The sequence below is a fragment of the Gemmobacter caeni genome, from assembly GCF_003054195.1.
GTDB classification, from domain to species: Bacteria; Pseudomonadota; Alphaproteobacteria; order Rhodobacterales; family Rhodobacteraceae; genus Gemmobacter; species Gemmobacter caeni.
Map to the genome: position 1 here is coordinate 219,014 of NZ_QBKP01000001.1, position 26,995 is coordinate 246,008.

General features: G+C 64.6%; 24 protein-coding genes. 10 read left to right on the forward strand and 14 right to left on the reverse strand.

Annotated features, from left to right (window positions below; translation table 11 throughout):
* Positions 1 to 9: 9 nt before the first annotated feature.
* Complete coding sequence (locus tag C8N34_RS01000; RefSeq protein WP_108126959.1) at positions 10 to 1,038, forward strand: extracellular solute-binding protein; 1,029 nt, start codon at positions 10 to 12, stop codon at positions 1,036 to 1,038.
* A 52-nt stretch (positions 1,039 to 1,090) separates the two neighbouring features.
* Positions 1,091 to 2,713 (forward strand): amidohydrolase, encoded by a 1,623-nt coding sequence (locus tag C8N34_RS01005; RefSeq protein WP_108126961.1) that lies wholly within the window; start codon positions 1,091 to 1,093, stop codon positions 2,711 to 2,713.
* Positions 2,714 to 2,746: 33 nt separating this feature from the next.
* On the opposite strand, the gene C8N34_RS01010 is transcribed toward C8N34_RS01005, so the two are convergent.
* On the reverse strand, positions 2,747 to 3,415 hold the full coding sequence (locus tag C8N34_RS01010; protein WP_108126963.1) for an NnrU family protein: 669 nt from the start codon (positions 3,413 to 3,415) through the stop codon (positions 2,747 to 2,749).
* A 75-nt stretch (positions 3,416 to 3,490) separates the two neighbouring features.
* Here C8N34_RS01010 and C8N34_RS01015 point away from each other — a divergent pair, with 75 nt between their 5' ends.
* The gene (locus C8N34_RS01015) at positions 3,491 to 4,237 is read left to right on the forward strand and encodes a sirohydrochlorin chelatase (protein ID WP_108126965.1); all 747 of its coding nucleotides are present in this window, start codon (positions 3,491 to 3,493) and stop codon (positions 4,235 to 4,237) included.
* Positions 4,238 to 4,282: 45 nt separating this feature from the next.
* Here C8N34_RS01015 and mog read toward each other — a convergent pair whose 3' ends face one another.
* The 8 genes from mog to C8N34_RS01055 form a co-directional block, all read right to left on the reverse strand.
* Positions 4,283 to 4,813 (reverse strand): molybdopterin adenylyltransferase, encoded by a 531-nt coding sequence (gene mog / locus C8N34_RS01020; protein ID WP_108126967.1) that lies wholly within the window; start codon positions 4,811 to 4,813, stop codon positions 4,283 to 4,285.
* Positions 4,810 to 5,310, reverse strand: coding sequence for a DUF2478 domain-containing protein (locus C8N34_RS01025; RefSeq protein ID WP_108126969.1), 501 nt, complete (start codon positions 5,308 to 5,310; stop codon positions 4,810 to 4,812). Before C8N34_RS01025 ends, mog begins: the two co-directional genes overlap by 4 nt.
* Before the next feature lie 77 nt (positions 5,311 to 5,387).
* Complete coding sequence (locus C8N34_RS01030) at positions 5,388 to 6,437, reverse strand: ABC transporter ATP-binding protein (protein ID WP_108126971.1); 1,050 nt, start codon at positions 6,435 to 6,437, stop codon at positions 5,388 to 5,390.
* Positions 6,437 to 7,228, reverse strand: a complete 792-nt coding sequence (locus tag C8N34_RS01035) for an ABC transporter permease (RefSeq protein WP_054303416.1) — start codon at positions 7,226 to 7,228, stop codon at positions 6,437 to 6,439. Before C8N34_RS01035 ends, C8N34_RS01030 begins: the two co-directional genes overlap by 1 nt.
* Entirely contained in the window at positions 7,225 to 8,100 is an 876-nt protein-coding gene (locus tag C8N34_RS01040; RefSeq protein ID WP_108126973.1) for an ABC transporter permease, read from the reverse strand. The genes C8N34_RS01035 and C8N34_RS01040 overlap by 4 nt, the downstream gene beginning before the upstream one ends.
* Positions 8,101 to 8,197: 97 nt before the next feature.
* Positions 8,198 to 9,298: an ABC transporter substrate-binding protein gene (locus C8N34_RS01045; protein WP_054303414.1), complete on the reverse strand. Its 1,101-nt coding sequence runs from the start codon at positions 9,296 to 9,298 to the stop codon at positions 8,198 to 8,200.
* Between the two features lie 273 nt (positions 9,299 to 9,571).
* Positions 9,572 to 10,969, reverse strand: coding sequence for an aspartate aminotransferase family protein (locus tag C8N34_RS01050; protein ID WP_108126975.1), 1,398 nt, complete (start codon positions 10,967 to 10,969; stop codon positions 9,572 to 9,574).
* Between the two features lie 111 nt (positions 10,970 to 11,080).
* Positions 11,081 to 11,350 (reverse strand): usg protein, encoded by a 270-nt coding sequence (locus C8N34_RS01055; protein WP_054303412.1) that lies wholly within the window; start codon positions 11,348 to 11,350, stop codon positions 11,081 to 11,083.
* Positions 11,351 to 11,582: 232 nt separating this feature from the next.
* Here C8N34_RS01055 and gyrA point away from each other — a divergent pair, with 232 nt between their 5' ends.
* From gyrA to C8N34_RS01085, 6 genes are all read left to right on the forward strand, one after another.
* Complete coding sequence (gene gyrA / locus C8N34_RS01060; RefSeq protein WP_108127414.1) at positions 11,583 to 14,267, forward strand: DNA gyrase subunit A; 2,685 nt, start codon at positions 11,583 to 11,585, stop codon at positions 14,265 to 14,267.
* Between the two features lie 78 nt (positions 14,268 to 14,345).
* Positions 14,346 to 14,696, forward strand: coding sequence for a DUF6614 family protein (locus tag C8N34_RS01065; RefSeq protein WP_108126977.1), 351 nt, complete (start codon positions 14,346 to 14,348; stop codon positions 14,694 to 14,696).
* Between the two features lie 27 nt (positions 14,697 to 14,723).
* Positions 14,724 to 16,061 (forward strand): methylenetetrahydrofolate--tRNA-(uracil(54)-C(5))-methyltransferase (FADH(2)-oxidizing) TrmFO, encoded by a 1,338-nt coding sequence (gene trmFO, locus C8N34_RS01070; protein ID WP_108126979.1) that lies wholly within the window; start codon positions 14,724 to 14,726, stop codon positions 16,059 to 16,061.
* A complete protein-coding gene (gene gluQRS, locus C8N34_RS01075; protein ID WP_108126981.1) occupies positions 16,043 to 16,888 on the forward strand; it encodes a tRNA glutamyl-Q(34) synthetase GluQRS in 846 nt (281 codons plus the stop codon). Before trmFO ends, gluQRS begins: the two co-directional genes overlap by 19 nt.
* 129 nt (positions 16,889 to 17,017) lie before the next feature.
* On the forward strand, positions 17,018 to 18,178 hold the full coding sequence (locus C8N34_RS01080) for an efflux RND transporter periplasmic adaptor subunit (RefSeq protein WP_108126983.1): 1,161 nt from the start codon (positions 17,018 to 17,020) through the stop codon (positions 18,176 to 18,178).
* Between the two features lies 1 nt (position 18,179).
* Positions 18,180 to 21,284, forward strand: a complete 3,105-nt coding sequence (locus C8N34_RS01085; RefSeq protein ID WP_108126985.1) for an efflux RND transporter permease subunit — start codon at positions 18,180 to 18,182, stop codon at positions 21,282 to 21,284.
* A 59-nt stretch (positions 21,285 to 21,343) separates the two neighbouring features.
* Here C8N34_RS01085 and map read toward each other — a convergent pair whose 3' ends face one another.
* The 5 genes from map to yajC are packed head-to-tail and all read right to left on the reverse strand — an operon-like array spanning position 21,344 to position 25,486.
* Positions 21,344 to 22,093 carry a type I methionyl aminopeptidase gene (gene map / locus C8N34_RS01090; protein WP_054303405.1) on the reverse strand — a complete coding sequence of 250 codons (750 nt, stop codon included), beginning with the start codon at positions 22,091 to 22,093 and terminating at the stop codon, positions 21,344 to 21,346.
* A complete protein-coding gene (locus tag C8N34_RS01095) occupies positions 22,090 to 22,455 on the reverse strand; it encodes an Mth938-like domain-containing protein (RefSeq protein ID WP_108126987.1) in 366 nt (121 codons plus the stop codon). Before C8N34_RS01095 ends, map begins: the two co-directional genes overlap by 4 nt.
* A 10-nt stretch (positions 22,456 to 22,465) precedes the next feature.
* Positions 22,466 to 23,446: a protein translocase subunit SecF gene (gene secF, locus C8N34_RS01100; RefSeq protein WP_054303403.1), complete on the reverse strand. Its 981-nt coding sequence runs from the start codon at positions 23,444 to 23,446 to the stop codon at positions 22,466 to 22,468.
* Positions 23,447 to 23,459: 13 nt separating this feature from the next.
* Positions 23,460 to 25,127: a protein translocase subunit SecD gene (secD, locus tag C8N34_RS01105; RefSeq protein ID WP_054303402.1), complete on the reverse strand. Its 1,668-nt coding sequence runs from the start codon at positions 25,125 to 25,127 to the stop codon at positions 23,460 to 23,462.
* Between the two features lie 29 nt (positions 25,128 to 25,156).
* On the reverse strand, positions 25,157 to 25,486 hold the full coding sequence (yajC, locus tag C8N34_RS01110; protein ID WP_054303401.1) for a preprotein translocase subunit YajC: 330 nt from the start codon (positions 25,484 to 25,486) through the stop codon (positions 25,157 to 25,159).
* A gap of 217 nt (positions 25,487 to 25,703) precedes the next feature.
* On the opposite strand from yajC, the gene serS reads away from it, so the two are divergent.
* Positions 25,704 to 26,993 carry a serine--tRNA ligase gene (gene serS / locus C8N34_RS01115; RefSeq protein ID WP_108127416.1) on the forward strand — a complete coding sequence of 430 codons (1,290 nt, stop codon included), beginning with the start codon at positions 25,704 to 25,706 and terminating at the stop codon, positions 26,991 to 26,993.
* The last annotated feature ends 2 nt before the right edge of the window (positions 26,994 to 26,995 follow it).

Consider the following 26,995-nt stretch of genomic DNA (forward strand, 5'->3'; position numbering starts at 1 on the left):
GAGAGACAGATGACCAGAACCACCCGCCTTCTTGGCCTGACCGCCGCCCTTGCCACCCTGCCGCTGGCCGCCATGGCCGAGGGAGAGCTGCATATCTACGCATGGTCCGACAGCATCGCCCCCGATCTGGTGGCAAAGTTCGAGGCCGAGACCGGCATCAAGGTCACCATGGACGGCTTCAACGCCAATGAGGACCTGCTGACCAAGTTGCAGGCCGGGGCCTCGGGCTATGATCTGGTCACGCCCTCGCAGCATTTCGTGCGGCTCATGATTGATCAGGGGTTGCTGGAAGATATCGACGCCCATGACCTCGCCGCCTATCAGGCCGTCGATGAAAAATGGCGCGGCCAGTGGTGGGATGAAACCAACGAATATTCCATTCCGCTGGCCTATGGCACCGCTGGCTTCACAGTGAACCGCGACCAGTACAAGGGGCCGGTGGATAGCTGGTCTGTGTTCTTTGAGCCGACGGAAGACCTGAAGGGCAAGATCGCGCAGCTTTCCTATCCCGACGAAATCGTGGGCGCGGCGCAGCTTTACCTTGGCATTCCCTTCTGCACCGAGGACTCGGCCGAAATGAAGCGCGTCTACGACCTGCTGGCCGCGCAGAAGCCCTTCGTCGCCGCCTATACCAGCGACAATATCGAAAACCGGATCGGCGGCGGTGAAGTGGCGATGCATTTCTGGTGGGACGGCAATTCGATGAAGACCCGCGCCAATGATGGCGCGCCCATCGAATATGCCATGCCGAAAGAGGGGCTGGTGGGCTGGCTGGACAGCTTCGTGGTGCCGAAGGGCGCGTCGAATGTCGAAAACGCCAAGAAGTTCATCGACTTCATGTCGACACCTGAAAATGCGACGGCGCAGTACAATTACTACGGCCATTCCGCTCCGGTGAAGATCGACACCGCCACCGCGAAATACACGCCGGAGAACGCGCCCGAGCTGTTCCCGACGGTGAAGGTGGAATTCTCGCGCGCCTGCTCGCCCGCCGCGCAGGATCTCGTGACCAAAGTCTGGACCCAGCTTCTGCAATGATCCCCTCGCCCGGCGGCGCCTGTCGCCGGGCCTTTTTTCACCGGAGACAGCCATGGACCTCGTGATCCGCAATGCCCGCAGCTTCCCCGAAGGTGCCGCCGTGGCGCTGGCGGTACAGGACGGCCTGATCGCATGGGTCGGGCCGGACGCAGAGGCTCCGGCTGCCGCGCGTGTCATCGACGCGGGCGGTGACACGCTGCTGCCAGCCTTCACCGAAAGCCATGTGCATCTGTTTCTGGGCGGCACCGCGCTTGGCCAGCTGAACCTCGCAGCGGTCAGTGACACGGCAAGCTTCCATTCGGCGTTGCGCCGTTTCGCAGAAACACTGGCCCCCGGAGAATTCCTGTGCGGCTACGCCGCAAATTACGAGATGCTCGGCCCCGGCACCCGGCCCGACCGGCATGCGCTGGATGCGGCAGTGGCGGATCGGCCCGTGTTCATCACCTCGACAGATTACCACGCGGCTTGGGCCAATACGGCGGCGCTGCAACTGGCCGGCATCCTGTCGGGCGCTGAAACACCGCCGGGCTCTGAAGTGGTGATGGGGCCGGACGGCCTCGCCACTGGCGAACTGCGCGAAGGCGCAGCGATGGAACTGGTCCGCCGTCTGACGCCGACCGGCGGGCGTGACAGCACGGCCATGATCGGGCAGGAACCGCCCGGCACACCCGATGCCGCGATGCGCGCCCGCGACAAGGCCACCATCCTGCGTGCCTGCCATGAACTCGCCCGCCACGGCATCACCAGCGCGGTGAACATGGATGGCAACCTTTATCAGGCCGGGCTGTTCACAGAACTGGCCGAGGAATTGCCGATCCGGGTCAAGCTGCCGATGAACCTGACCGAGGATCAGGACAAGGCCCGTGTCGCCGCCCTGATCGCACAGGCGCAGGCCGCGCCGGTCGGGCTGCTGGAATTCGGCATGATCAAGATGTTCATGGACGGGGTTTATGACACCTGGACCGCGCATGTGGTCGGCGGCTACCCGGACGATCCGGCCCATGACGGCCCGCGCCTGATTTCCGCCACCGCCTTCGCGCGGCTTTGCACCATGGCCGATGCGGCGGGGTTGCAGATCGCGGTTCATGCCGTGGGCGATGGCGCGGTGCGCGCGGTGCTGGACGGGTATCAGGCCGCCCGCACCGCCAACGGCCCGCGCGACAGCCGCCACCGGATCGAACATATTGACACGATCACCGAAGCCGACCTGCCACGCCTGCGCGATCTTGGCGTTATGGCCTCGATGCAGCCGGTGCATCCACCGGGCAGCGCAGGCCTGCCGCTGGAGCCGACCATCAGCATCATGGGGCGCGCCCGTTGGCCCACCGCCTTCCCCTGGGCGCGGATCGCGGCACAAGGCACCCCCCTGGCCTTCGGCACGGATTGGCCGGTCTCGCCGCTTGATCCGCTGCACTGCCTGCATTGCGCGATGGCCCGCCGCCCCTGGGCGCCCGGCATGCCCGACCAGCGGCTGCACCTTGCCGATGCCCTTGCCGCCTATTCCGCAGGCGGCGCCTACCTAGGCTTTGCAGAAAACCGTCGTGGCCAGTTGCGCGTCGGGATGCAAGCCGATGTGATTCTCGTCACCGGCAGCCTGACTGCGCTGGCGGAACGGGCCGATGCCGCCCGCCTCACCCTGACCCTGCGCGAGGGCGAGGTGATCTGGCAAGCCTGACCCGCGCCCTGGCCTCCGGGGCGCGCGGCATCGTCAGGGCTGCGGGCTGACCCCGATCACCGGCTCATGCAGGTGCCACAAAACCGCCCAGACCACGATGGCCAGCCCGATCCGCCACCATTCAGGCCGCCAGCCGCGCCAATCCCCTGCGAAAGGCAGGTTGGAGGTTCCGCGTGACAGTTCCGCCCAGGCCCCTGCCCCCCAGAGCCGGCGGTTACGGGCATCAATGGCCAGCATGCCGAGGGCCGAAAAGCCAGCGAACAGCCCAAAGAGAATCACATGGGCCAGATCACCGTTCACCACCAGATGCACGCCTGACCAGATCAGCAGCGCCCAAAGCAGCGGATGCCGGACCAGCCCGGCCACACCGGGCCGCGCCGGGTCGAAGCCCGAGGCCCTGCCCCCAAAGCTCAGCGGATTGGCCGCCCCCAGCGCGAGCGCGACCAGCAGCAGCGCCACCGGCATCGCAAGGTTGGCAAGCCAGCGCATCCAGATCGCCTGATCCCACAGCGGCACAAAGGGCGCCCGCCCGGCCGCCGCGATGACCCAGATCAGCAAAACCAGTGACAGCAGACCATAGGCCGCACCATAGCCCGCCCGACCCAGCCGCGCCACCAGCGCCCCGCGCAAACCGGGACGCGACGGCACCATATGGCTCCCCAGAAATGCCGCCATCGCCAGGATGAATTCCGTCCAGCCCATGACTTACCTCCCCGTCAAGCCTTACGCCCTTCGCCGGCGCTGGACAATCGCCGCGCCGCCCCTATCTTCGGCGCCATGCCCGACGCCCTTCTCATCGCCCATGGCTCACCCGCCGATCCCGAACCGCAGGAACGCGCGCTTCAGGCGCTGGCAGCGCGGGTGCGTCTCTGGTGCCCCGGCTGGCGCATCCGTGGCACCACGCTGGCGCTGCCCGGCGCGCTGGAACGGGCGATTGCGGGCCTGCCCGATGCGGTGATCTTCCCCTTTTTCATGGCCGAGGGCTGGTTCACGCGCAAACAATTGCCCAAACGGCTGGCCGAGGCCGGAATGACCGCACCGCGTCAGCTTGCGGCCTTCGGCCATAGTGCCGGACTGACCGCCCTCGCCCGCGAGATCGCCCTGAAAGCCGCCCGCCAGCATGGCCTGCCCGAGACCGCGACCCTGCTTCTGGCCGCTCATGGCAGTCAGGTCTCCCGCGCCTCCGCCAACCGGACCGAGGAAATCGCCGCGACCCTGCGCACAACCACCACCTTCCGCGTCGTGACCGGCTATGTCGAGGAAACCCCGCTGCTGCACGATGCCGCCCGGATTGATGGCCCTGCCCTGTGCCTGCCACTTTTTGCCACACGCGCGGGCCATGTCGCACAGGATGTGCCCGAGGCGCTCGCCGCCGCCGGTTTTTCCGGCCCGTTGCTCCCCGCCATCGGCGAATCCCCGGAAGCGGCCCGGCTCATCGCCGACGCGCTTCAGAGTTTTCTGTCCGAAAATATCCCTGCCGGAGGCACCCGAGCCGATCCGGCACAGCCGGTCGGCGAGACATAGGCTTGCACGGCCCGCAAGGGACGTGCTCCGCCTGAAAGGTGCCGGTCACTTCGCGGGGCGGAACGCCTTGCAGACCTCGGGATCGGTCTCGATCCAGCCCGCCCCCATCAGGTCAAGGCAATAGGGCACCGCCGGAAATACCGCGTTCAGACAGGTGTCAATGGCCGAGGGCTTGCCCGGCAGCGTGATGATCAGCGTCTTGCCCCGTGTGCCCGCTCCCTGACGCGACAGAATGGCGGTCGGCACCTCGCGCAGCGACACCGCGCGCATCAGCTCGCCAAAGCCCGGAAAGACCCGCTCTGCCACATCTTCCATCGCCTCGGGCGTCAGGTCGCGCGGGCTGGGACCAGTGCCGCCTGTGGCAAGGATCAGGTCTGCGCCGCCTTCATCAGCCCAGCGACGGAATGCGCCAGCGACAACCTCGCGCCCGTCGGGCACGATCTCGCGGATGATCTCCACCTCCGAGGTCACCGCCCGGCGCAGCCAGGCCTCGATGGCCGGGCCGCCCCGATCCTCATACTCACCGCGCGAGGCGCGGTCGGAAACCGTCAGAACCGCAATCCGGGCCGCTGTCATTGTCCGCCCTCCACCAGCACCTGCGACAGCCAGCGCGCCACCGCCTCTGGCGGCACCGGCTCGGCCAGATCGCCCGCAAAGGCATGGAAGGCACCCAGATTGGTCGCATTGACCCCGATCAGCACCGGCAGGCCGTCTGCCACGGCATCGGCGACCATCTGGCGAAAGCCCCGCCCCTCGGATTCATGCTTGCCGAACTTGTTGATGATCAGCAAACGCGCGCCCTGCATCCGGCCCGCGACCTCGGCCACAGCCGTCTCCAGCGCCCCCGCGTCCAGACGGCAGCCGCTGGACCCGGCGCCAAGCTTCTGACTGATGCGGATGACCGGCCCGTCGGGCAGCACCTGCACATCCATTTCGCAGTCCACGCCGCAATCGACATTGTTCTGCACCGCCCCGGCCACGGCAACGCCCTCGGCCAGCAGACCGCGCGCCAGATCGGCCAGCAGCCGGTCGGTCGCCCCGCGTTCTTCCAGCGTCACATATCCGATGCGCATGCCGTTACCCTTCCGTTGCTTCGCAAGGAATGCCTGCGCCGCAGATCAAGCGCAAGCCGCCTTTCGCGACGAAACGCTCAGCCGCCCAGAACGATCAGATCGCGCGACGACAGGCTCAGCTCGACCGCCGCGCCCGGTGCGGGCGGGGGTTGGTCGGCCCGGTTGAACGTGTCCAGCGCCACGGGCATGCCCGCGACATTGGCCCCAATGCGGATGACCGATCCAAGGAAATGCACATCGCGCACCGTGGCAGGCAGGATCACATCGTTGCCCTCGCGGCGGCCCAGATACAGCGCCTCGGGCCGTGCCGCCAGATCGACGCTTCCCCCCGAGACCGGCGCGGGCAGCGTGACAGGCACACCGCCCAGACGAACCCGCCCCGCGGCACCATCCTCCACCGTGGCGGTGAAGGCATTAAGCTGGCCGACAAAGTTCGCCACGAACCGTGTGGTCGGCCGGTTGTAGATCTCGAACGGGGGCCCAACCTGATCAGCGATGCCGCCGTTCATCACCACGATGCGGTCAGAGATCGACAGCGCCTCTTCCTGATCATGGGTCACGAAAATCGTGGTGATCCCCAGCTCGCGCTGAATCTCGCGGATTTCATTGCGCAGCGAGACCCGCACCTTGGCATCCAGCGCCGAAAGCGGTTCATCCAGCAACAGCACCTGCGGTTTGGGCGCCAGCGCGCGGGCCAGCGCCACGCGCTGCTGCTGGCCGCCCGACAACTGGAACGGATAGCGCGCGCCCAGATCCGGCAGGCCGATCAGGCGCAGCATCTCGGTCACGCGCGCAGAAATCTCGTCACGGCCCGCGCCCTTGATCTTCAGCCCGAAGCCCACATTTTCCGCCACGGTCATGTTGGGAAACAGCGCATAGGCCTGAAACACCATGCCGATATTGCGCTGGTTCGGCCGCTTGCCCACCACATCGGTGCCTCCGATGCGGATCGCGCCCGAGGACGGGGTTTCAAACCCCGCCACCATGCGCAGCACGGTGGTCTTGCCACAGCCGGAGGGGCCCAGAAGCGAGATGAACTCCCCCTGCCCGACATCGAGGTTGAAATCCTTTACCACGCGGTTGGAGCCGAAGGATTTTTCCAGATGCGAAAGTTCGAGGAAGGCCATCAGCGCGCTACCTTGCTGTGCTTTGAAAAACGGGTGACAAGCTGGATCAGGCCCATGCAGGCCCAGGTGATGCCAAAGGCGATCACCGCCAGCGCGAAGGGCTCGTAAGGCTTGTTGGCGCCGATCCGTTGCAGATACGGGCCAAAGGCCGGACGATCCAGCAGCGCCGCGAGGGTGAATTCGCCGATCACGATGGCGAAGGTCAGGAAGGCCCCCGACAGCACAGCCGGAATGACGTTGGGCAGGATCACCCGGCCAAGGATGGTGACCCAGCCGGCGCCAAGGCTTTGCGCCGCCTCGGTCAGCGTCGCCACGTCAATGGTACGCAGGCCGGTGTCGACGGCGCGATACATATAGGGCAGCGCCAGGATGGTATAGCCGAAGGCCAGCAGCAGGTTGGTGCCCATGATGCTGCCGGTCAGCGGCAGCCAGCTGGAGGTATTGTAGAGCCGGATATAACCGAAGACGATCACGATGGCCGGAATGACCAGTGGCATCAGCGTGATGAATTCCACATAAGGTCGCGCCCAGGGCATCTTCAGCCGCACCCAGAAGGCCGTGGGCACCACGATCAGGATACCCAGCGCGATGGTGACCAGCGCCATCATCACCGAATAGCCGAAGGTCGCCTGAAACTCCGGGTCGGCGATGACCTTGGCATAGGCATCAAGGCTGTAGACCCCGCGCCGGGCCTTGAGGCTGAATTCGGTCAGGCCCAGCAGCGGCAGGGCGAAATAGGTCAGGCCGAAGATCAGGACGATCCAGCCGGTGAGGCGGCCCCAGAGGCTCATTTCATCCACCTTTCGGCCCGAATGCGCAACCAGATGTAAACGATATTGGCGATGGCAGTGACCACGATCATGCCAAAGGCCATGGCATAGCCAAGGTTCGGATTGCCCAGCACATCGCCCCGGATCTGGGCGAAAAGCTGGATCGGCACGATGTTCAGCGCCGAGCCGGTCAGTGCGATGGCGGTCGCCACGGCACCGAAGGCATTGGCGAACAGAAGCGCGAAAGTGCCCAGCAGCGAGGGGAACAGGATCGGAAAGGCCACCATGCGCCAGTATTGCGCGGTGGTGGCGCCCAGAACCTCGGCCGCCTCTTTCCATTCGCGCCGCAGCCCCTCCAGCGCCGGGGTGATGATGAGGATCATCAGGGGGATCTGGAAGAACAGATATGTGACCGTCAGCCCCCAGAAGCTGAGGATCGAGAAACCGAGATCACGTTGCAGCACGATGCCGAAATTGTTGCGCAAAAACAGCGTGACAAGGCCGACCGGCCCGAAAGTCGCCAGAAAGGCGAAGGCCAGCGGCACGCCCGCAAAGTTCGAGGCGACGCCTGAAAAGGTCATCAGTGGCGCCTTCATCGCCTTTGGCACCGCGCCAAAGACCACCGCCGCCGCCATGCCAAACCCGATCAGGCATCCCAGAGCCGAGGAGGCGACAGAAATCTTGATGGAAATCCAATAGCTTGACGGGATGGTCCCGGTGTTCAGGTCGCGCAGATTCTGAAGTGTGAACCCACCACTACGGTCCTGAAAGGCACCGATGACGATATACATGGTCGGCAGGATCAGGAACAGCGTGACGAAGATGACAAAGGGCAGAAGCCCCAGCCATGTCAGCGGCAGGCGCCGCCGGGGCGCGGTGGATGCGGTGCTCATGCGGCGCGGGTCTCCGGCTGTGCGGGCGCTGGGTTCCGGGGCGAAGGAACGGGAAACCCGGCCCGCGCAACGCGGGCCGGGCCGGATACATCAGACCTTACTGGACGTTGGCGCCGACGACGGCATCCCAGCCGCCGGTCACGGCCGCCTTGTTGGCGTTCACCTCGTCCAGCGTCGGGAAGTAGGCGGCTTCATAGGCCGCGGCCGGGGGCAGCTTGGCCATGGCATCGGCATCCAGCTTGCCCGCCGCCGACATCGCGTTGAAGCGCGCCGGGTGGCAGTAGCCCTTCAGCCAGAGGTTCTGGCCTTCATCCGAATACAAGTATTCCATCCACAGCTTCGCGGCATTCGGATGCGGCGCATAGGCCGAGATGCCCTGAACGTAGACACCGGCCAGAACGCCCGACTTCGGCACGACCACCTCGACCGGCGGGTTGCCGGCAAGCTCGTCCGACCAGGCAAGGGCGTTGTAGTCCCATGCCACGACGATCGGCGTGGCCCCCTGCGCGATGGTGCCCGCCTTGCCGATGACCGGGACGAAGTTGCCCGCCTTGTTCATCTCTGCAAAATAGTCGAGCCCGGCCTTGCCCGCAGCTTCGCCCGAGGCGGCACCCGTCGAGAGGCCAGCAGCCAGAACGCCGAGAATCGCCTGGTTCGAGGCGCGCGGATCGCCCGCCAGTGCCACCTGACCGGCATATTCCGGCTTCAGCAGATCCGACCAGTCGCCCGGAGCATTGGCCACCAGGTCCTTGTTCACGATGAAGGACATGACGCCGTAATAGTCACCATACCAGTGGCCTTCCGGGTCCTTGATGCTGTCCGGGATGTCATCCCAGGTCGACACCTTGTAGGGCATCAGCAGCCCTTCGTCCTTCATCGAGGGACCATAGGCCAGACCCACGTCGACAACATCCGGGGCCTGCGGGCCCTTGTTGTCCTTGTTGGCCTTCACGGCCTCCACCTCGTCAGCCGAACCCGCATCGGGGTTCAGTTCGTTCACCTGGATTTCCGGGTATTTGGCCTTGAAGCCGGCGATCACGTCGCCATAGCCACACCAGCTGTGCGGCAGGGCGATGGTGGTCAGCATCCCTTCGGCCTTTGCCGCGGCCTCCAGATCGGCCATCGCATCGGCCGAGACCAGACCCGTGGATGCCATCAGCATCCCCACGGTCACGGCGGCGGTGAGTTTCATCTGCATTCCGGTCAACTCCCTTGGGGCCACATCGGCCCATTTCGTCTCAGTCGGGTCTTATTCTTGGCATGTGACAGTTTTGTTTCACCGCCCTGCCAGATGATCTAAGCGCGGAAGAAAGTCTCGCGCAATGAATCTGTTACGTCGCTGTTACTTTTTCTTCACGCGCCGCGCGCATGAATGATCGTTTTCACGCCGAAATGCGCAAAAAAGCGAAACGGGCACCTTTGGGGTGCCCGTCTGCATCTTCGTTTCGCAGCGTTCGGGGCCGAATCGGCCTCAGGCTTCGGTGAACAGCCCCTCGGCCCTGACCTCGGCATAGGCTGCATCAAGCGACCTTGTGGCGCGGTCGATCAGCACGTCGATCTCTTCAGTCGTGATGACCAGCGGCGGCGAGATGATCATGCGGTCATAAACATGGCGCATGATCAGATTGTTGCGGAAGCAATGTTCGCGGGTGCGGAAACCGATGGTGCCGGGCTTGGCCGCGAACTTCGCCCGCGTGGCCTTGTTCGGCGTCAGCTGGAGCGAGCCCATGAGGCCGACAAGACTGGTCTGCCCCACCATCGGGTGATCGCCCAGCTTGTGCCATTTCTCGGCCAGATAGGGATGCGCCACGTCGCGCACATGGTCGATGATGCCGTCTTCCTCGATGATGCGCAGGTTTTCCAGCGCGACGGCCGAGGCGACGGGGTGCCCGGAATAGGTATAGCCATGGTTGAAATCATCATCGGCATTGCCGATCACATGCGCCACCTCGTCACAGACGATGGAGCCGCCGATGGGCTGATAGCCCGAGGACAGGCCCTTGGCGATGGTGATGATATGCGGCTTGATCCCGAAGGTTTCGCAGGCGAACCAGTTGCCGGTGCGGCCAAAGCCGGTGATGACCTCGTCCACGATCAGCAGGATGCCGTATTTGTCGCAGATGCGCTGGATTTCCGGCCAGTAGGTCGAGGGGGGTACGATCACGCCGCCGGCACCCTGGATCGGCTCGCCGATGAAGGCAGCCACCTTGTCGGCGCCGACTTCAAGGATCTTCTCCTCCAGTTCGCGGGCGCGCAGCAGGCCGAAATCTTCCGGCGTCATCTCGCCGCCCTCGGCCCACCAATGCGGCTGGCCGATATGTTCGATCCCGTCGATCTTGCCGCCCGCCGCATGGATGTAGGGCATACCCCCAAGGCTGCCGCCACCCATGGTGGAGCCGTGATAGCCGTTCTTGCGCGCGATGATCACCCGACGCTCGGGCTGACCCTTGATATCCCAGTAGCGGCGCACGAGGCGGATATTGGTGTCATTGGCCTCGGACCCCGAAGAGGCGAAGAACACATGGTTCAGGTCACCCGGCGCCAGTTCTGCCAGCTTCGCGGCCAGCGCGATGGCTGGCACATGGGTCGTCATGAAGAAGGTGTTGTAATAGCTCAGCTCACGCATCTGGCGCGCGGCGGCATCGGCCAGTTCACCCCGGCCGTAGCCCACGTTCACGCACCACAGACCGGCCATGCCGTCAATGATGCGGCTGCCCTCGCTGTCGGTCAGCCAGACGCCCTGCCCCGAGGTGATGACGCGCACGCCCTTCTTCGCCAGCGCCCCGTCCGAGGTGAAAGGGTGCATGTGATGCGCCGCGTCCAGCGCCTGAAGCTCTGCCGTCGGCAGGTGGTTGGTGATCTTGTTCATTCTCGGCCTCGTCGTCAGAAGTGCGGAACCCGGATGCGGATTCGACGGATTGCCCCCACCTTACGGGCTTCGTGTGACAGGCGCAAGAATTTGATCAAATTAAACCTGCCGTCAGTGCAGCCGGAATTCGCCGACCATGTTGCGCCACTCCCCCGGCCCGATCAGCTTGCGATGGGTGAAGCGGACGGAATGCAGCGGCCCCTCGATCTGTTCCTGCCAGAATTCGACAAAGCGGAACAGACGCGGGTAATCCGGCGCCAGATCGTAGTCCTGCCAGATGAAGCTGTTCAGCACATGACGGAAATCCGGCATTCGGTAATAGAATTCCGCGGTCGTCAGGCCATAGCCCTTCAGCATCAGTTCCGTCTCTTGGTGGTCCATATCATGCCTCCACGTTTCTTCTTGTGGAATCATCCTGCCAAATCCGGGTTATTTTTCAATGAAAACAGTTTGTTGTCAGACTGCCTCCCCGGCTGCCAGATCGCGGCCAGATGCGCGGTTGCACCCCATATCTGCGATGGTCTATAGTGCCGCCAACTAGATCCGGGGCCTTGAAACCCCAAGTCAGAAGAAGGCGCCCCGCGTGTCCGATCAGCCGGAAGATATTGAAAACATGGAAGAACCGCCGCGTGGCACCTATGATGGCCCGCAGGTTTCCATCGAGAAAGAGATGAAGACGGCCTATCTCGATTACGCGATGAGCGTGATCGTGAGCCGTGCCATCCCCGATCTGCGCGACGGCCTGAAACCTGTGCATCGGCGCATTCTTTACGCGATGCATGAAACCGGCAACACGCATGACAAGCCCTATCGCAAGTCGGCGCGTCCGGTGGGCGACGTGATGGGGAAATACCACCCGCATGGCGATGGCGCGATCTATGACGCGCTGGTGCGGATGGCGCAGCCCTTCAGCATGTCGCTGAAACTGCTGGACGGTCAGGGCAACTTCGGCTCGATGGACGGCGATAACGCCGCCGCCATGCGTTATACCGAAGTGCGGATGGACAAGCCTGCCGCCTTCCTGCTGGCCGATATCGACAAGGATACCGTCGATTTCCAGGACAATTACGACGGTAAGGACAAGGAACCGACCGTCCTTCCCGCCCGCTTCCCCAATATGCTGGTCAATGGCGCGGGCGGCATCGCTGTCGGCATGGCGACCAATATCCCGCCGCACAACCTTGGCGAGGTGATCGACGGATGCCTTGCCATGATCGAGAACCCCGACCTTTCGACCGAGCGGCTGATGGAGCTGATCCCCGGCCCCGATTTCCCGACCGGCGGCCAGATCCTCGGGCGCGGCGGCATCCGCAAGGCTTACCTTGAGGGGCGTGGCTCGGTCATCATGCGAGCCAAGACGCGGGTCGAGGAAATCCGCAAGGACCGCTGGGCCATCGTCGTCGATGAGATCCCCTATCAGGTGAACAAGGCCACGATGATCGAAAAGATCGCCGAGCTTGTGCGCGAGAAACGGGTGGAAGGCATCGCCAATATCGCCGACGAATCCGACCGGATCGGCGTGCGTGTGGTGATCGAGCTGAAACGCGACGCGACGCCGGATGTGGTGCTGAACCAGCTTTTCCGCTTCTCGCCGCTGCAAGGCTCGTTCGGCTGCAACATGCTGGCGCTGAACGGCGGGCGTCCCGAAACGCTGGCGCTGCGGGATTTCATCAGCCATTTCCTGACCTTCCGTGAGGAAGTTGTTGCGCGCCGCACTTCTTACGAACTCCGCAAGGCGCGCGAGCGCAGCCATATCCTCTGCGGTCTGGCGGTCGCTGTGTCGAACGTGGACGAGGTGGTCGCCACCATCCGGTCCTCGGCCGATCCGGCCGAAGCGCGCGAGCGGCTGATGACGCGCCGCTGGCCCGCGCATGATATCGCGGCCTATATCCGGCTGATCGACGATCCGACCCACAAGATGAACGACGATGGCACCTATAACCTGTCGGAAACGCAGGCCCGCGCCATCCTCGACCTGCGCCTGCAACGCCTGACGGCGATGGGCGTCAAGGAAATCACCGACGAGCTGGAAGAGCTGGCCGCCAAGATCAAGGACTACCTTGATATCCTGTCGTCGCGCGACCGCATCATGGGCATCATCTCGGCCGAACTGACCGAGGTGAAAGACCTGTTCGCCATCCCCCGCCGCACCGAGATCATCGACTGGGCCGGCGACATGGATGACGAGGATCTGATCGAGCGCGAGGATATGGTCGTCACCATCACCTCGGGCGGTTATATCAAGCGCACCCCGCTGGCAGAATTCCGCAGCCAGAACCGGGGCGGCAAGGGTCTGGCCTCGATGCAGACCAAGGAAGACGATGTGGTGACCACGCTGTTCGTGGCCAACACCCATACGCATCTTCTGTTCTTCACGACCGACGGCATGGTCTACAAGCTGAAATGCTGGCGCCTGCCACTGGCGGGGCGCACCGCGCGCGGCAAGGCCATCGTCAACATCCTGCCGATCGAAACCGGCATTTCCATCGCTGCGCTGATGCCGGTGGATGTGCCCGAGGCCGAATGGGACAGCCTGCAAATCGTCTTCGCCACCTCGGATGGGGATGTGCGGCAGAATGACCTCAGCGATTTCACCAATGTGAAGCGCAATGGCAAGATCGCCATGAACCTGCCCGAAGGCGTGTCGCTGGTGAATGCCGCGATTGCCGACGAGAATGACGATGTGATGCTGGTCACTTCGGGCGGGCGGGCGATCCGCTTCTCGACGACCGACATCCGGGTGTTCAAGTCGCGCGGCTCGACCGGCGTGCGCGGCATCCGTCTGGCCGAGGGCGACCGCGTGGTGTCGATGTCGATCATCCGCCATTTCGAGGCCGAACCGGCCGAACGCGCGGCCTATCTGAAACAGCGCCGCCTGATGGCGGGCACGGTGGAGGACGAGGTCGAGGCAGATGATGAAGAGGCCGTGGCCGAAGGGCAGCTTTCGCCCGAACGCTATGCCGAAATGTCGGCGGCAGAGGATCTGATTCTGACCGTGACGGCCAAGGGTCTGGGCAAGCTGTCCTCCAGCCACGATTACCCGGTGCGCGGGCGCGGCGGCATGGGTGTGACCGCTTTTGAAAAGACCATGCGTGGCGGGCAACTGGTGGCCTCTTTCCCGGTCGATCCGTCGGATCAGATCATGCTCGCGACCTCCACCGGGCAGTCGATCCGGGTGCCGGTGGACCAGATCAGCTTCCGCTCGCGTTCTGCCGGGGGGGTGAAGGTGTTCAACACCGGCGGCGACGAAGAGGTGGTTTCGGTCGCCCGCGTGGCCGAAACCGGCGAGGAAGAGTGACAAAGGCCGGGGCAACGCCCCGGCCTTAACCGTTTCGCAAGGCGACTCGGGGTCTGATGCGTCGAAAGGGAGACGCGGATGAACCTTTATCACTGCATGATCGAACTGAAGTCGGAGGCGCGGGCGCTGGCCTTCTCTGCGGCGGTGGATGGCTGGATGGCCTATCTGAAATCGGCGGGGCTGGTGCTGGACTGGCGGTTGATGCGTCGGAAACTGGGGCTTGCCTCGGGGCGGCACACCGATTTCCTGCTGGAAATCTCCCTCCCCGACATGGCCGCGCTGGATGCGGCCTTTGCGCTGCTGGCCAATGCTGATGAACAGGCGGCCCGGCGCTATGACCAGATGCATCAGATGATTGCCGGGGTGGAGGTCGGGCTGTACCGCCCCTATCCCGACCCCGCGCAGAGGGAGCGCATTGCCTTGATCTGAGCCGCGCATGGGTCTATCTGCGGGTCCATGCACGAGAAAATTCATATCATCGGCGGCGGAATGGCCGGATCGGAAGCGGCATGGCAGGCGGCTCAGGCCGGTGTGCCGGTGGTGCTGCATGAAATGCGGCCCGAGGTTGGCACTTTCGCCCATCGCACCGGCAGCTTTGCCGAAATGGTCTGTTCCAACTCCTTCCGCTCGGATGATGACGAGCGGAATGCCGTGGGCCTGCTGCATTGGGAAATGGGGGCGGCGAACGGGCTGATCATGGAAACCGCGCGCGCGCATCGCCTGCCTGCGGGTGGCGCGCTGGCGGTGGACCGCGATCCCTTTGCCGAAGCGGTGACTGCGCGACTGAAGGCGCATCCGCTGATTTCGGTGGAGTATGGCGAGATCACCGAACTTCCACGCGAGGGCCACTGGATCGTGGCGACCGGGCCGCTGACCTCCGGCGCGCTGGCGCAAAGCATCCGGGCAGAAACCGGGGCCGAAAGCCTTGCCTTTTTCGACGCCATCGCCCCCATCGTCTATGCCGAAAGCATCGACATGTCGGTGGCTTGGCGGCAAAGCCGCTATGACAAGGGCGAGACCGAGGAAGAACGCACCGCTTATATCAACTGCCCGATGACCAAGCCACAATATGAGGCGTTCATCGACGCGCTGCTGGCCGCCGACAAGACCGAGTTCCACGAAGGCGAGACGGCGGGTTACTTCGACGGTTGTCTGCCGATCGAGGTGATGGCCGAGCGCGGGCGCGAAACCCTGCGCCACGGGCCCATGAAGCCGGTGGGCCTGACCAATGCGCACAAGCCCGAGGAAAAGGCCTATGCGGTGGTGCAACTGCGCCGCGACAACCAGCTTGGCACGCTCTATAATATCGTGGGCTTCCAGACCAAGATGAAATACGGCGCGCAAACCGCTGTTTTCAAAATGATTCCGGGGCTGGAGAATGCGAGCTTCGCCCGCTTGGGCGGCATCCACCGCAACACATTCATCAACTCGCCCCGGTTGCTGGACAACCAGATGCGGCTGCGCTCGCGCCCGAATATCCGCTTTGCGGGTCAGGTAACGGGGGTGGAGGGCTATGTCGAAAGCGCCGCGATGGGCCTGCTGGCGGGCCGCATGGCCGCAGCGGAAATCAGGGGCGAGACCCTGCCGCCGCCGCCGCCCGAAACCGCGACGGGCGCGCTGATCACCCATATCACCGGCGGGGCGGAGGCCAAAACCTTCCAGCCGATGAATGTGAATTTCGGGCTGTTCCCGCCGATTGATGCGAAAGGCGGGCGCCGGGGCCGGAAGGACCGTTACAAGGCCTATACCGATCGCGCCAAGGATGCCTTCACGCAATGGCTGGCGGCGCAGTAACCCGTTTCGCGCCCTCGCCCACCGGGCCGCTGCACCTGGGCCACGCCTTCGCCGCTATCGTCGCGCATGACATGGCGCGCGACGATAGCGGGCGGTTCCTGCTACGGATCGAGGATATCGACCGCGCCCGCTGCCGCCCGGAATGGGAGGCGCAGATTTCCGATGATCTGCGCTGGCTGGGCCTGACATGGGATCAGCCTGTGCTGCGACAATCCGACCGCCTGCCGGTCTATGCCGCCGCGCTCGACACCCTTGCCGCGCGCGGGTTGACCTATGCCTGCACCTGCACGCGTGGCGATATCCGTGCCGCGCTTTCCGCCCCGCAGGAAGGCGCGCCGTTGATCGGGCCGGATGGGCCGGTCTACCCCGGCACCTGCCGCCATGCCGGGCATGACCGCCGGGAGGCCGCGATCCGGCTGGACATGGCGCGTGCCATGGCTGCGGTCGGGCCACTGGCGTTTACCGAAACCGGCCCTGCTCATGCCGGACATCACCGGATCGACGCGGCGCAGATGATTGCCGGCGTTGGTGACATCGTGCTGGCGCGGCGCGATATGGGCACCTCTTACCATCTGTCGGTGGTGCTGGATGACGCGGCGCAGGGCGTGACGCATGTGACGCGGGGCGAGGATCTGTTTGAGGCGACCGCCATTCATGTTCTGCTGCAACGCCTGCTGGACCTGCCGACGCCGGTCTATCACCACCACCGCCTGATCCGCGATGCAGCGGGCAAGCGGCTGGCCAAGCGCGACGATGCGCGCGCGTTGTCGAAATACCGGGCAGAAGGCGCCACCCCGCAAGATATTCGCGCCCTGATCGGATTGTGACGACGGAAAATGCCGCGCCATGCGTATCATCCGCCGGAACCGCGTGCAGCCGGTTGCCGGAGGATGTGGCCTGACCTAGCTTCTGCGGGCGCCCCACCGCCTGCGACCCAAAAAGAACAGGACCTACAGATGATTGCATCCCGCACAGCCAGCCTGATCGTGCTGGCCGTCACATTGGCCTCGGCGACAGCCTGGGCGCAGACCCCGCCTTCGGAGGCCGCGCGCGGACCTGCCAAGGTGGGCGTGATCGAGATGCGGTTGCAGCCGGTGCGGCGCAGTTCCACAGTGCCCGGACGCGCGGTGGCGTTTGAGCAGGCCAATATCCGCCCCCGCGTCGGTGGCATCGTGACCGAAATCCTTTACACGCCGGGCGCCGAACTGGCCCCCGGCACACCGATGTTCCGGCTGGACCGCACGCAATACGAGGCGGCGGTGGAAACTGCACGGGCGGCGCTGGCGCGGGCACAGGCGGCGTTGCCGGTGGCACTGGCGACGCTGGAACGGGCACGGGCGCTGGAAGGCTCGGGCAGCACACGCGCGACGGTCGAAAGCGCCGAGGCTGCTGCTGCCTCTGCCCGCGCGGATGTCCAAAGCGCCGAAGCCGCGCTGAACGTGGCGGAAACCGAACTGTCCTGGACCGTCGTCACCAGCCCCATCGAAGGGATTGCCGGGGTGCCCGAAGTTTCGGTCGGCGATCTGGTGACGGCGGGGCAAGGCGATGCGCTGGCGACGGTAACCCGTCTGGACCCGATTTATGTCGATATGTTCGAGCCTTCGGCGCGTATCCTGTCGATTCAGGATCAGATCGCGCGGGGAGAGCTGAAGCCTGACGAAACGCTGGAGGTGAAGCTGACGCTGGAAAACGGCCAGACCCATGCCAGCGGCGGCACGCTGGTCGCGCCCTCGGTCACGGTCTCGCCCACCACCGGAACGCAGGACATCCGGTTTCGCTTCGACAACCCCGATCACCGTATCCTGCCCGGCATGTTCCTGCGCGGCGAAGTGGTTCTGGGCACCGTGCAGGCCTATCTGGTGCCGCAGCGCGCCACCACGCTGGGCCGTGACGGCACGCTGTCAGCCTGGGTGGCCACCACTGAAGGGAAGGCCGAACAGCGCCGGTTCGAGGCGCGCGGAACACATGAAAATGCCTGGATCGTGACGGCGGGGCTGTCGGAGGGCGACCGGCTGATCATCGACGGGCTGAACGGGCTGCGCGACGGCGCGGCGGTGGAGCCGGTGCCGGTCACCATCGACGCCATGGGCGTGGTGCAGGATGTGAAGGCGAACTGAGATGGCGGGTTTCTTCATCGACCGGCCGGTCTTTGCCTGGGTTCTGGCCATCATCACCATGCTGGCGGGCGCCTGGGGGCTGACGACCCTGCCCGTCTCGCAATACCCCGACATCGCACCGACCACGATCCGCATTTCCGCAAGCTATCCCGGCGCCTCGGCGGAAACCATTGAGAACTCGGTCACTTCGGTAATGGAGGACGGGCTGACCGGCCTTGACGGCCTGCTTTACATGACCTCGTCCTCTTACGCATCGGGGCGCGCCACGGTCACGCTGACCTTCGGGGATTCGACCGACCCCGACATGGCGCAGATCCAGGTGCAGAACAAGTTGCAGCTGATCCAGAACGGCCTGCCGGAAACCGTGCGCCAGCGCGGCATCAGCGTCACGCGGTCGTCCTCGTCCATCCTGATGGTGGGGGCGCTGGTGTCGCGTGACGGGCGCTTCACCTCGTTGCAACTGGGCGATCTGATGGGCCAGATCGTCGAGGATGCGGTCTTGCGGACCGAAGGTGTTGGCTCGATCAACTCTTTCGGATCAGGCTATGCCATGCGCATCTGGCTCGATCCCCTGAAGATGGCGCAGTATCGGGTGACGACCGCAGATGTGACCTCGGCCGTATCGGAACAGAACAGCACAGTCACCGTGGGCAGCCTTGGCAGCCAGCCGGTCGTGCCGGGGCAGCAGTTGAGCGTGGCACTGAACGCGCAGGCGCAGCTTGCCACGGTGGAGGAGTTTGAACGCATCATCCTGCGCACCACCGCCGATGGCTCGACCGTCTTTCTGGGCGATGTCGCGCGGGTAGAGATCGGGCAGGAAAGCTATGGTGCGAGTTCGCGTTACAACGGCATGCCTGCCGCCGGTTTCGGTATCAACCTGGCCACCGGCGCCAATGCGGTGGACACTGCCGAGCGGGTGCGCGACACCCTGACCCGTGTCAGCGCCGCCCTGCCCGAAGGGGTCGAGGTGGTCTATCCCTATGACACCTCGCCCTTTGTGGAGGCCTCGATCGAGAAGGTCTATCACACGCTGGGCGAGGCGGTGGTGCTGGTGTTCCTCGTCATCCTCGTGTTCCTGCAAAGCTGGCGCGCGACGATCATCCCGACCATCGCTGTGCCGGTCGTGCTGCTGGGCACCTTCGGGATTCTGGCCGCGGCGGGCCTGACGATCAACACGCTGACCATGTTTGCGCTGGTGCTGGCCATCGGCCTCCTGGTCGATGACGCCATCGTGGTGGTGGAAAACGTTGAACGGGTGATGGAGGAAGAAGGGCTGGAGGCGCGCGAGGCCACGCGCAAATCCATGCACCAGATCACCCCCGCGCTGGTCGGCATTGCGCTGGTCCTGTCGGCGGTGTTCCTGCCGATGGCCTTCATGTCCGGCTCCACCGGCGTGATTTACCGGCAGTTCAGCGTCACCATCATCTCGGCCATGATACTGTCGCTGGCTGTCGCATTGATCCTGACCCCGGCGATGTGTGCGAGCCTCCTGCGCCCGCGCCGCCATGGTGACGGCATTGCCCCGGCGCGCTGGTTCAACCGGGGGCTGGACGCCTCGACCAACGGCTATGTGCGAGTGGTGAAACACACCGTGTTGCGGCCTTTCCGCATGGTGATCCTGCTGGGTGCCATCGGCGGTGGAGCGTTCTGGCTGTATCAACACCTGCCCGGCTCGTTCCTGCCGCAGGAAGATCAGGGCGTGTTGATGGCCCAGGTCCGGCTTTCGGAGGGATCGACCACCGCACAGACGCAGGCGGTGTTGGAAGAGGTGGAAAACTGGCTGCTGACGGAACAGGATGGGGTCGTCGCCTCTGCTTATGGCGCGCTTGGCTTTTCGTTCGGCGGTGGCGGGCAGAACTCTGCCATGCTGTTCGTGCGGCTGAAGGACTATGACGAACGCGCGGGCGGCGTGACGGCGGCGCAGTTTGCCCAGACCGCGAACCAGCGGTTTGGCGGGCATCGCGCCGGACGCATCGTCTTTACTCAGCCGCCCGCCATTCAGGGTCTTGGCAATTCCTCGGGCTTCACGATGTATCTGCTGGATCAGGCCGGGAACGGACAGGCCGCGCTGCAGGATGCTGCCACCGATCTGGTGGACCGCGCGACCGAGGACGGGCGCACCGGCTCGTTCCGGGGCTATGAGCAGACCTTCCGCCCGGCCCTGCGGCTGGACATCGACCAGCAGAAGGCCCGCGCCATGGGGCTGAGCCTCAGCGAGGTGAACAGCATGCTGGCGGTGATCTTCTCGGGGCGCGAGGTCAATGATTTCCCGCTTGGGACCGAGCTGAAGCCGGTGATCGTGCAGGGCGAGCCGGAATGGCGCATGCAGCCAGAGGATATCGACGGCTGGTTCGCCCGCAATTCCAGCGGTGAGATGGTGCCTTTTGCCGCCTTCATGTCACAGCGCTGGGATGAAACCTCACCCTCGCTGGATCGCTACGGCGGCGCGCGCGCCATCGAACTGTCGGGCGCGCCAACCGAGGGCACCAGCTCCGGTCAGGCGATGGAGGTGGTGGAGCAACTGGTCGCCGACCTGCCGGGCGGCTATGGCCTTGCCTGGACGGGGCTGTCCTATCAGGAACGGCTGTCGGGCAATCAGGCCCCCCTGCTGTTCGCCATGTCGGCGCTGGTAGTCTTCCTGTGCCTTGCCGCGCTTTACGAAAGCTGGACGGTGCCTTTCGCCGTCATGCTGTCGGTGCCGGTCGGCATTCTGGGGGCGCTGGGGTTTGCGCTGCTGTTCGGCCAGTCGAATGACGTCTATTTCAAGGTGGGGTTGCTCACCACCATCGGCCTTGCGGCGCGCAACGCGATCCTGATCGTTGAGTTCGCGCAAAGCTTGACCGAACGTGGCTATTCACTGGCCGAGGCCGCCGCCATGGCCGCGAAACAACGGTTGCGACCGATCCTGATGACCACATTCGCCTTCATGCTGGGGGTGTTGCCGCTTGCCATTGCGACCGGCGCCGGGGCCATGGCACAGCGCGCCATCGGCATCGGGGTGCTGGGCGGTATGACCTCTTCTGCGGTCATCGGCATCTTCATGGTGCCCGCCTTCTTTGTGATTGTGCGGCGGATGTTCCCGTCGAAGAAGCCGGTGACGGCTTAAAGAAAAACCGCCGCAGGGCATTCCCCTGCGGCGGTTTTACCCTGACGCGTGGTGCTGTGTCAGCCCGGCAGCGTCACCACTATCGGCCCGCGATCCGTGGCGACGACGGTATGTTCATATTGCACCACCGGGGCCGAGGGTTCGGCATAGAGCGTCCAGCCATCCTCGCCCTCCTCTGCCCAAAGCCCGCCGGTGGACAGGAATGGCTCTACCGTCAGCACAAGCCCTTTGGAAATGCGCCGCCGGTCGCCGCGCGTGGGCCAGGTGGCGATTTCCTCGGGCGCTTCGTGAAGGGCGCGACCGATGCCGTGACTGGCCAGATTGCGGATCAAGGTGTAACCCCGCGCCGAGGCAAAGCGCCCCACCGCCGCCCCGATCCCCGCGAGCGGTTTGCCGCTGCCAACCTGCGCCACACCGATCTCGGTCGCGCGCTTGCCGTCGCGGCAGAGCCGGTCCAGCACGGGCGAGACCTTGCCCAGCCGGAAGGTTGCGCCGGTATCGGCGAAGAAACCATCGCGCGAAGCGGAGACGTCGATATTCACCAGATCCCCCAGCGCCAGTTCGCGCGCGCCGGGAATGCCGTGGGCGATTTCCTCGTTCACACTGATGCAGGTTGCGCCGGGAAAGCCGTAGGTCGACTCAGGCGCCGAAATCGCCCCCTCCCGCTCCAGATGCGCGCGGCCGATTGCATCGAGCTCCAGCGTAGTCATGCCGGGCTGCATGGCACGGGCCATGACCTGAACGGTATCGGCGACAATACGACCGATACGGCGCAGCGCCTCCAGCTCGTCTTCCTGGGTGATCGTCATTCCGCGCCGCCGACCGGCAGCACCGCGATGGCGATGCGGCGGCCTTCGCTCAACAGCACGTTGTAGGTGCGGCAGGCAGCGGGCGAGGACATGACCTCGACGCCAAGCCCCGCGGCCTCAAGTTCCGCGCGCAGGGTCGCCGGGGCATGGGCGATGTCGGCCCCCATGCCGAGGAAGATCACATCCACCTGGCCCGCCAGCGCCAGCAGCGCGGCTGTATCCTCCAGCCCGCCCCAGGGGCCGGCGTCCCAGGGCGTGATGATGGCCGCGCCTTGCAGGGCGCGGCCCCCGATGCGGAAGAAGCCGGGGCCATAGCCCTCGACCGGCTGCGCCTCGCCATAGCTGATCTCGGTCAGGCGCATCCGGTCCTCCTCAGGCGTCGATATTGGCGAATTCGTGATCGCCTTTCGACCGCTCTTTCTTCTGCTTCTCGCTGCGGTCCACCCCGAGCATCAGAACGATGTTTTTCGCCACATAAAGTGTCGAATAGGTGCCGATGATGACGCCGAAGAACATGGCGAAGACGAAGCCGCGGATCACGTCGCCACCGAAGATGATCAGCGCGGCCAGCGCCAGAAGCGTGGTTGTCGCGGTCATCACGGTGCGCGACAGGGTTTCGTTGGTGGTCAGGTTCATCATGTCGCGCAGCGGCATGGCCTTGTATTTCGCAAGGTTTTCCCGAAGCCGGTCGAAGATCACGACGGTATCGTTCACCGAATACCCAAGGATCGTCAGCAACGCCGCCACGATGGTCAGGTCGAACTTGAGCTGGAAGATCGCGAAGATGCCGACGGTGACCAGCACGTCATGTACAAGCGCGGCGACGGTTCCAACCGCGAACTGCCATTCGAAGCGCAGCCAGACGTAGAAGGCAATCCCCGCAGAAGCGGCAACTACGGCGATGACAGCCTTCCAGATCAGCTCTTGCGAGACTTTGGGGCCGACGGATTCGACCGAAGGAAAGGTGATCGCCTCGTCAACCTTCTTCAGCGCCTGTTCCACCGCGTCGATGGACTCGGGCGTCACGGCCTCGTCCCCTTCCTGTGGCGCGATGCGCAGCATGGCGACATGCTGATCCTCGCGGAAGGACGGGTCGAACACCTGCGTGATCGACACATCGCCCAGCCCCAGATCGGAAACAGCGGCGCGGTAGACCCCGACATCCACCGCATTGGTGCTTTCGGTACGGATCGTGGTGCCGCCCTTGAAGTCGATGCCGAAGTTCAGCCCCATGATGACGACCGCAAGGATCGACACGATGGAGGCGACGATGGACCCCCCGAAGGTGATCCACTGCCAGCGGAAGAAGTCGATGTTCGTCCTGGTCGGAACAAGTTTCAGACGGAAAGCCATGGCTGCCCCCTCCTCAGACGGTGATCGTCTTGGGGTGGCGCCACCCCAGATACAGATTGATGATCGCCCGCGTCACATAAACGGCGGTGAACATCGAGGTCATGATGCCGATGCCGGTGGTGACGGCGAAGCCGCGCACCGGGCCCGAGCCCACGACAAACATGATGACAGCGGTAATGATGCTGGTCAGGTTCGAGTCGACGATGGCCGACAGCGCCTTTCCAAAACCAATCTCGATGGCCGCGCCGGGCGATTTGCCCTCGCGCAACTCCTCGCGCACGCGTTCATAGATCAGCACGTTGGCATCGACCGCGACCCCCATGGTCAGAACGATCCCCGCAATCCCCGGCAGCGTCAGCGTGGCCCCGATGACCGAAAGCACGGCAAAGATCATGGCGATGTTGAAGGCCAGCGCGATCACGGCGAAGGTGCCGAAGATCCCATAGCTCGCGATCATGTAAAGCGCGACGAGACCCGCCCCGACCAGCGCCGCCTTCTGGCCCGCGTCGATACTGTCCTGCCCAAGTTCCGGGCCGATGGTCCGCTCTTCAAGGAAGGTCATTTCGGCCGGAAGCGCACCTGCGCGCAGCAGCACGGCCAGTTCGGTGCTTTGCTCGACGGTGAACTTGCCGGTGATGATGCCGCGTCCGCCGGGGATGTGGCTCTGGATCACCGGGGCAGAAATCACCTCGTTGTCCAGCACAATGGCGAAGGGCTTGCCGATGTTGTTGGCGGTATAGTCACCGAACTTGCGGGCGCCGCCCGCGTTGAACTGGAACTCCACCGCCGGGCGACCGTTCTGGTCGAAGGCGGGCTGGGCGTTCGTCAGTTCCTCGCCGGTCACAACCGGGGTCTGCTCGACAATATAGTAGACGCCCTTCTCATCCATCGACGGAAGAAGCTCATTGCGCGGCCCCGGATTGGCGCCTGCATCCTGCGTAACACTGACAACCGGATGGAACGTCAGCTTCGCGGTGGTGCCGATCAGCGATTTCAGTTCGGCCGCCGATCCGATGCCAGGCACCTGGATCAGGATGCGGTCTTCGCCCTGACGCTGGATCGTCGGTTCGCGGGTGCCAACCTCGTCGACCCGGCGACGAATGATTTCAAGGCTTTGCTGGATCGTGCGCTGATCGGTGGCCTGCCGTTCGGCCTCTGAAAGCTGCACCACGATATCGGTGCCCTCAGAGGTGACCTCGATGTCGTTCGAGCCGATGCCCGTCAGGCTGACCACCGGGGTCGCCAGCGCGCGCACCTTCTCCAGCGCAACGGCCATGCCATCGGGATTGGAGATGGCGACGCGCAACACCCCGTCGACGGAGGGCTGGCGGCGCACATTGCCGACCTGATCGCGCACACCGCGCAGGGCGTCGCGCACATCGGGCCACATGGCGTCGATGCGGGCGGCATAGACATCCGCCACCTTGACTTCGGCCAGAAGATGCGCACCGCCCCGCAGGTCAAGCCCCAGCGGCACCACATAAGAGGGCAGCCAGTCGGGCCAGAGGCTGCGATCCGCCTCCTGCTCGGGCGTGGCCGTTCCGCCCGCCGTGGTGATCGCCGCTACGGCGTCGTTATGCTTTTCCACCCTGTCATAGAACAGGTTCGGTACGGAAAACGCGACACCGAGGAGCACAATGCTCCAGATCAGCAGGTTTTTCCACAGCGGGGTATGGGTCATGGCGGCCTTCTGTCCTCAGATGCCGGGCCTCAGGCGGCCGCGGCAGGCTCGGTCTTGTTCATCACCTGGGCGATGGTCTGGCGCGGGGTCTTGACCACGACACCTTGCGCGATCTCGACATCCAGCATGCCGTCGTCATGCACCTTCACCACCTTGGCGACGATCCCGCCCTGGGTCAGCACCTGATCACCGCGGCGCAGCTGTTCCACCATGGCCTTGTGGTCTTTCATCTTCTTCTGCTGCGGGCGGATCAGCAGGAAATACATGATGCCGAAAATCAGGATCAGCGGCACGAAGCTGGTAAAGGCCGAGGCGGCGCCTGCTCCGGCGGCCTGCGCATAGGCGGGGGTTACGAACATGGGCGGTCGTCCTCTCGTTAGGCATGGGCCGGCGGGCCGGCTCTTTCGGTGGCGCAACCTATCCGCGCCCCGGGTTCAAGGCAAGGCACGCAGGTGCCTGCCCGCGCTGCACATAGGTGTGAGCGAGCGGGCAGCCAAGGGGCGCACTGCCTTTCCGCTTCACCACGGCGCGCCGATGTTGCATATGAAGGGCATTCGTGACTTGGAGATCAGAGAAATGCACGACATCCGCGCCATCCGCGAAAATCCCGCCGCTTTCGATGCCGCCCTGGCACGCCGGGGTCTTTCGCCGCTGTCGTCGGAGGTGCTGGCGCTGGACGAGGCACGGCGCGCGCTGATCCATGCGGCCGAAACCGCACAGGCGGCGCAGAACGCGGCCTCCAAACAGGTGGGCGCGGCCAAGGCTAAGGGCGACGACGCGGAATTCGAGCGTCTGCGCGCGCTGGTGGCCGAGAAGAAGGCCGAGATCGCCGCGATGACCGCCGAGGCCGACCAGAAGGATGCCGCGCTGCGCGACATGCTGATGCGCATTCCGAATAGCCCGCTGCCCGAAGTGCCCGAAGGCGCCGATGAGGCGGGGAATGTGGAACTGCGCCGCTGGGGCACACCCCGCACCTTTGATTTCGCGCCGAAAGAGCATTTCGACATCGCCGGCGTGAAACCGGGGATGGATTTCGCAACTGCCGCGAAACTGTCGGGCTCGCGCTTCGTGGTGCTGCGCGGCGCGGTGATCCGCGTGCATCGTGCGCTGGCGCAGCTTATGCTGGACACCCATGTCGGAGACCACGGGCTGACCGAGACCTGGACCCCGGTTCTGGTCAAGGAAGAGGCGATGTTTGGCACCAACCAGCTGCCGAAATTCGCCGAAGACAGCTATCAGACCACGAATGGCTGGTGGCTCGTGCCCACATCGGAAGTGACGCTGACCAACACGGTCGCGGGCGACATTCTGGACGAGGCCGCGCTGCCGATCCGCATGACCGCTCATACCCAGTGCTTCCGGTCCGAGGCCGGATCGGCGGGCAAGGACACGACCGGGATGCTGCGCCAGCACCAGTTCGAGAAGGTCGAGATGGTGTCGATCACCACGCCCGAGGCCAGCCTTGCCGAACATGAGCGCATGACCCGCTGTGCCGAGGCGATCCTTGAGAAGCTGGGCCTGCCCTACCGGACCATCGTGCTTTGCACCGGCGACATGGGCTTTGGCGCGACCAAGACCCATGACCTTGAGGTCTGGCTGCCGGGGCAGAACACTTATCGCGAGATCAGCTCGGTCTCGGTCTGCGGCGATTTCCAGGCGCGGCGGATGAATGCGCGCTATCGCCCTGCGGGAGGGAAGCCCGAGTTTGTACATACGCTGAACGGATCGGGTCTGGCGGTCGGACGCTGCCTGATTGCGGTGCTGGAAAATGGCCAGCAGGCCGACGGCTCTGTCGATCTGCCCGAAGCGCTGTGGCCCTATCTGGGCGGCAAGCGGCGCATCGCAGCGAACGGCGATCTGGTCTGACA

Coding starts and splice junctions, on each gene's coding strand:
- C8N34_RS01000 (WP_108126959.1), top strand. CDS start 10: ATGACCAGAACCACCCGCCTTCTTGGCCTGACCGCCGCCCTTGCCACC.
- C8N34_RS01005 (WP_108126961.1), top strand. CDS start 1,091: ATGGACCTCGTGATCCGCAATGCCCGCAGCTTCCCCGAAGGTGCCGCC.
- C8N34_RS01010 (WP_108126963.1), bottom strand. CDS start 3,415: ATGGGCTGGACGGAATTCATCCTGGCGATGGCGGCATTTCTGGGGAGC.
- C8N34_RS01015 (WP_108126965.1), top strand. CDS start 3,491: ATGCCCGACGCCCTTCTCATCGCCCATGGCTCACCCGCCGATCCCGAA.
- mog (WP_108126967.1), bottom strand. CDS start 4,813: ATGACAGCGGCCCGGATTGCGGTTCTGACGGTTTCCGACCGCGCCTCG.
- C8N34_RS01025 (WP_108126969.1), bottom strand. CDS start 5,310: ATGCGCATCGGATATGTGACGCTGGAAGAACGCGGGGCGACCGACCGG.
- C8N34_RS01030 (WP_108126971.1), bottom strand. CDS start 6,437: ATGGCCTTCCTCGAACTTTCGCATCTGGAAAAATCCTTCGGCTCCAAC.
- C8N34_RS01035 (WP_054303416.1), bottom strand. CDS start 7,228: ATGAGCCTCTGGGGCCGCCTCACCGGCTGGATCGTCCTGATCTTCGGC.
- C8N34_RS01040 (WP_108126973.1), bottom strand. CDS start 8,100: ATGAGCACCGCATCCACCGCGCCCCGGCGGCGCCTGCCGCTGACATGG.
- C8N34_RS01045 (WP_054303414.1), bottom strand. CDS start 9,298: ATGCAGATGAAACTCACCGCCGCCGTGACCGTGGGGATGCTGATGGCA.
- C8N34_RS01050 (WP_108126975.1), bottom strand. CDS start 10,969: ATGAACAAGATCACCAACCACCTGCCGACGGCAGAGCTTCAGGCGCTG.
- C8N34_RS01055 (WP_054303412.1), bottom strand. CDS start 11,350: ATGGACCACCAAGAGACGGAACTGATGCTGAAGGGCTATGGCCTGACG.
- gyrA (WP_108127414.1), top strand. CDS start 11,583: ATGGAAGAACCGCCGCGTGGCACCTATGATGGCCCGCAGGTTTCCATC.
- C8N34_RS01065 (WP_108126977.1), top strand. CDS start 14,346: ATGAACCTTTATCACTGCATGATCGAACTGAAGTCGGAGGCGCGGGCG.
- trmFO (WP_108126979.1), top strand. CDS start 14,724: ATGCACGAGAAAATTCATATCATCGGCGGCGGAATGGCCGGATCGGAA.
- gluQRS (WP_108126981.1), top strand. CDS start 16,043: ATGGCTGGCGGCGCAGTAACCCGTTTCGCGCCCTCGCCCACCGGGCCG.
- C8N34_RS01080 (WP_108126983.1), top strand. CDS start 17,018: ATGATTGCATCCCGCACAGCCAGCCTGATCGTGCTGGCCGTCACATTG.
- C8N34_RS01085 (WP_108126985.1), top strand. CDS start 18,180: ATGGCGGGTTTCTTCATCGACCGGCCGGTCTTTGCCTGGGTTCTGGCC.
- map (WP_054303405.1), bottom strand. CDS start 22,093: ATGACGATCACCCAGGAAGACGAGCTGGAGGCGCTGCGCCGTATCGGT.
- C8N34_RS01095 (WP_108126987.1), bottom strand. CDS start 22,455: ATGCGCCTGACCGAGATCAGCTATGGCGAGGCGCAGCCGGTCGAGGGC.
- secF (WP_054303403.1), bottom strand. CDS start 23,446: ATGGCTTTCCGTCTGAAACTTGTTCCGACCAGGACGAACATCGACTTC.
- secD (WP_054303402.1), bottom strand. CDS start 25,127: ATGACCCATACCCCGCTGTGGAAAAACCTGCTGATCTGGAGCATTGTG.
- yajC (WP_054303401.1), bottom strand. CDS start 25,486: ATGTTCGTAACCCCCGCCTATGCGCAGGCCGCCGGAGCAGGCGCCGCC.
- serS (WP_108127416.1), top strand. CDS start 25,704: ATGCACGACATCCGCGCCATCCGCGAAAATCCCGCCGCTTTCGATGCC.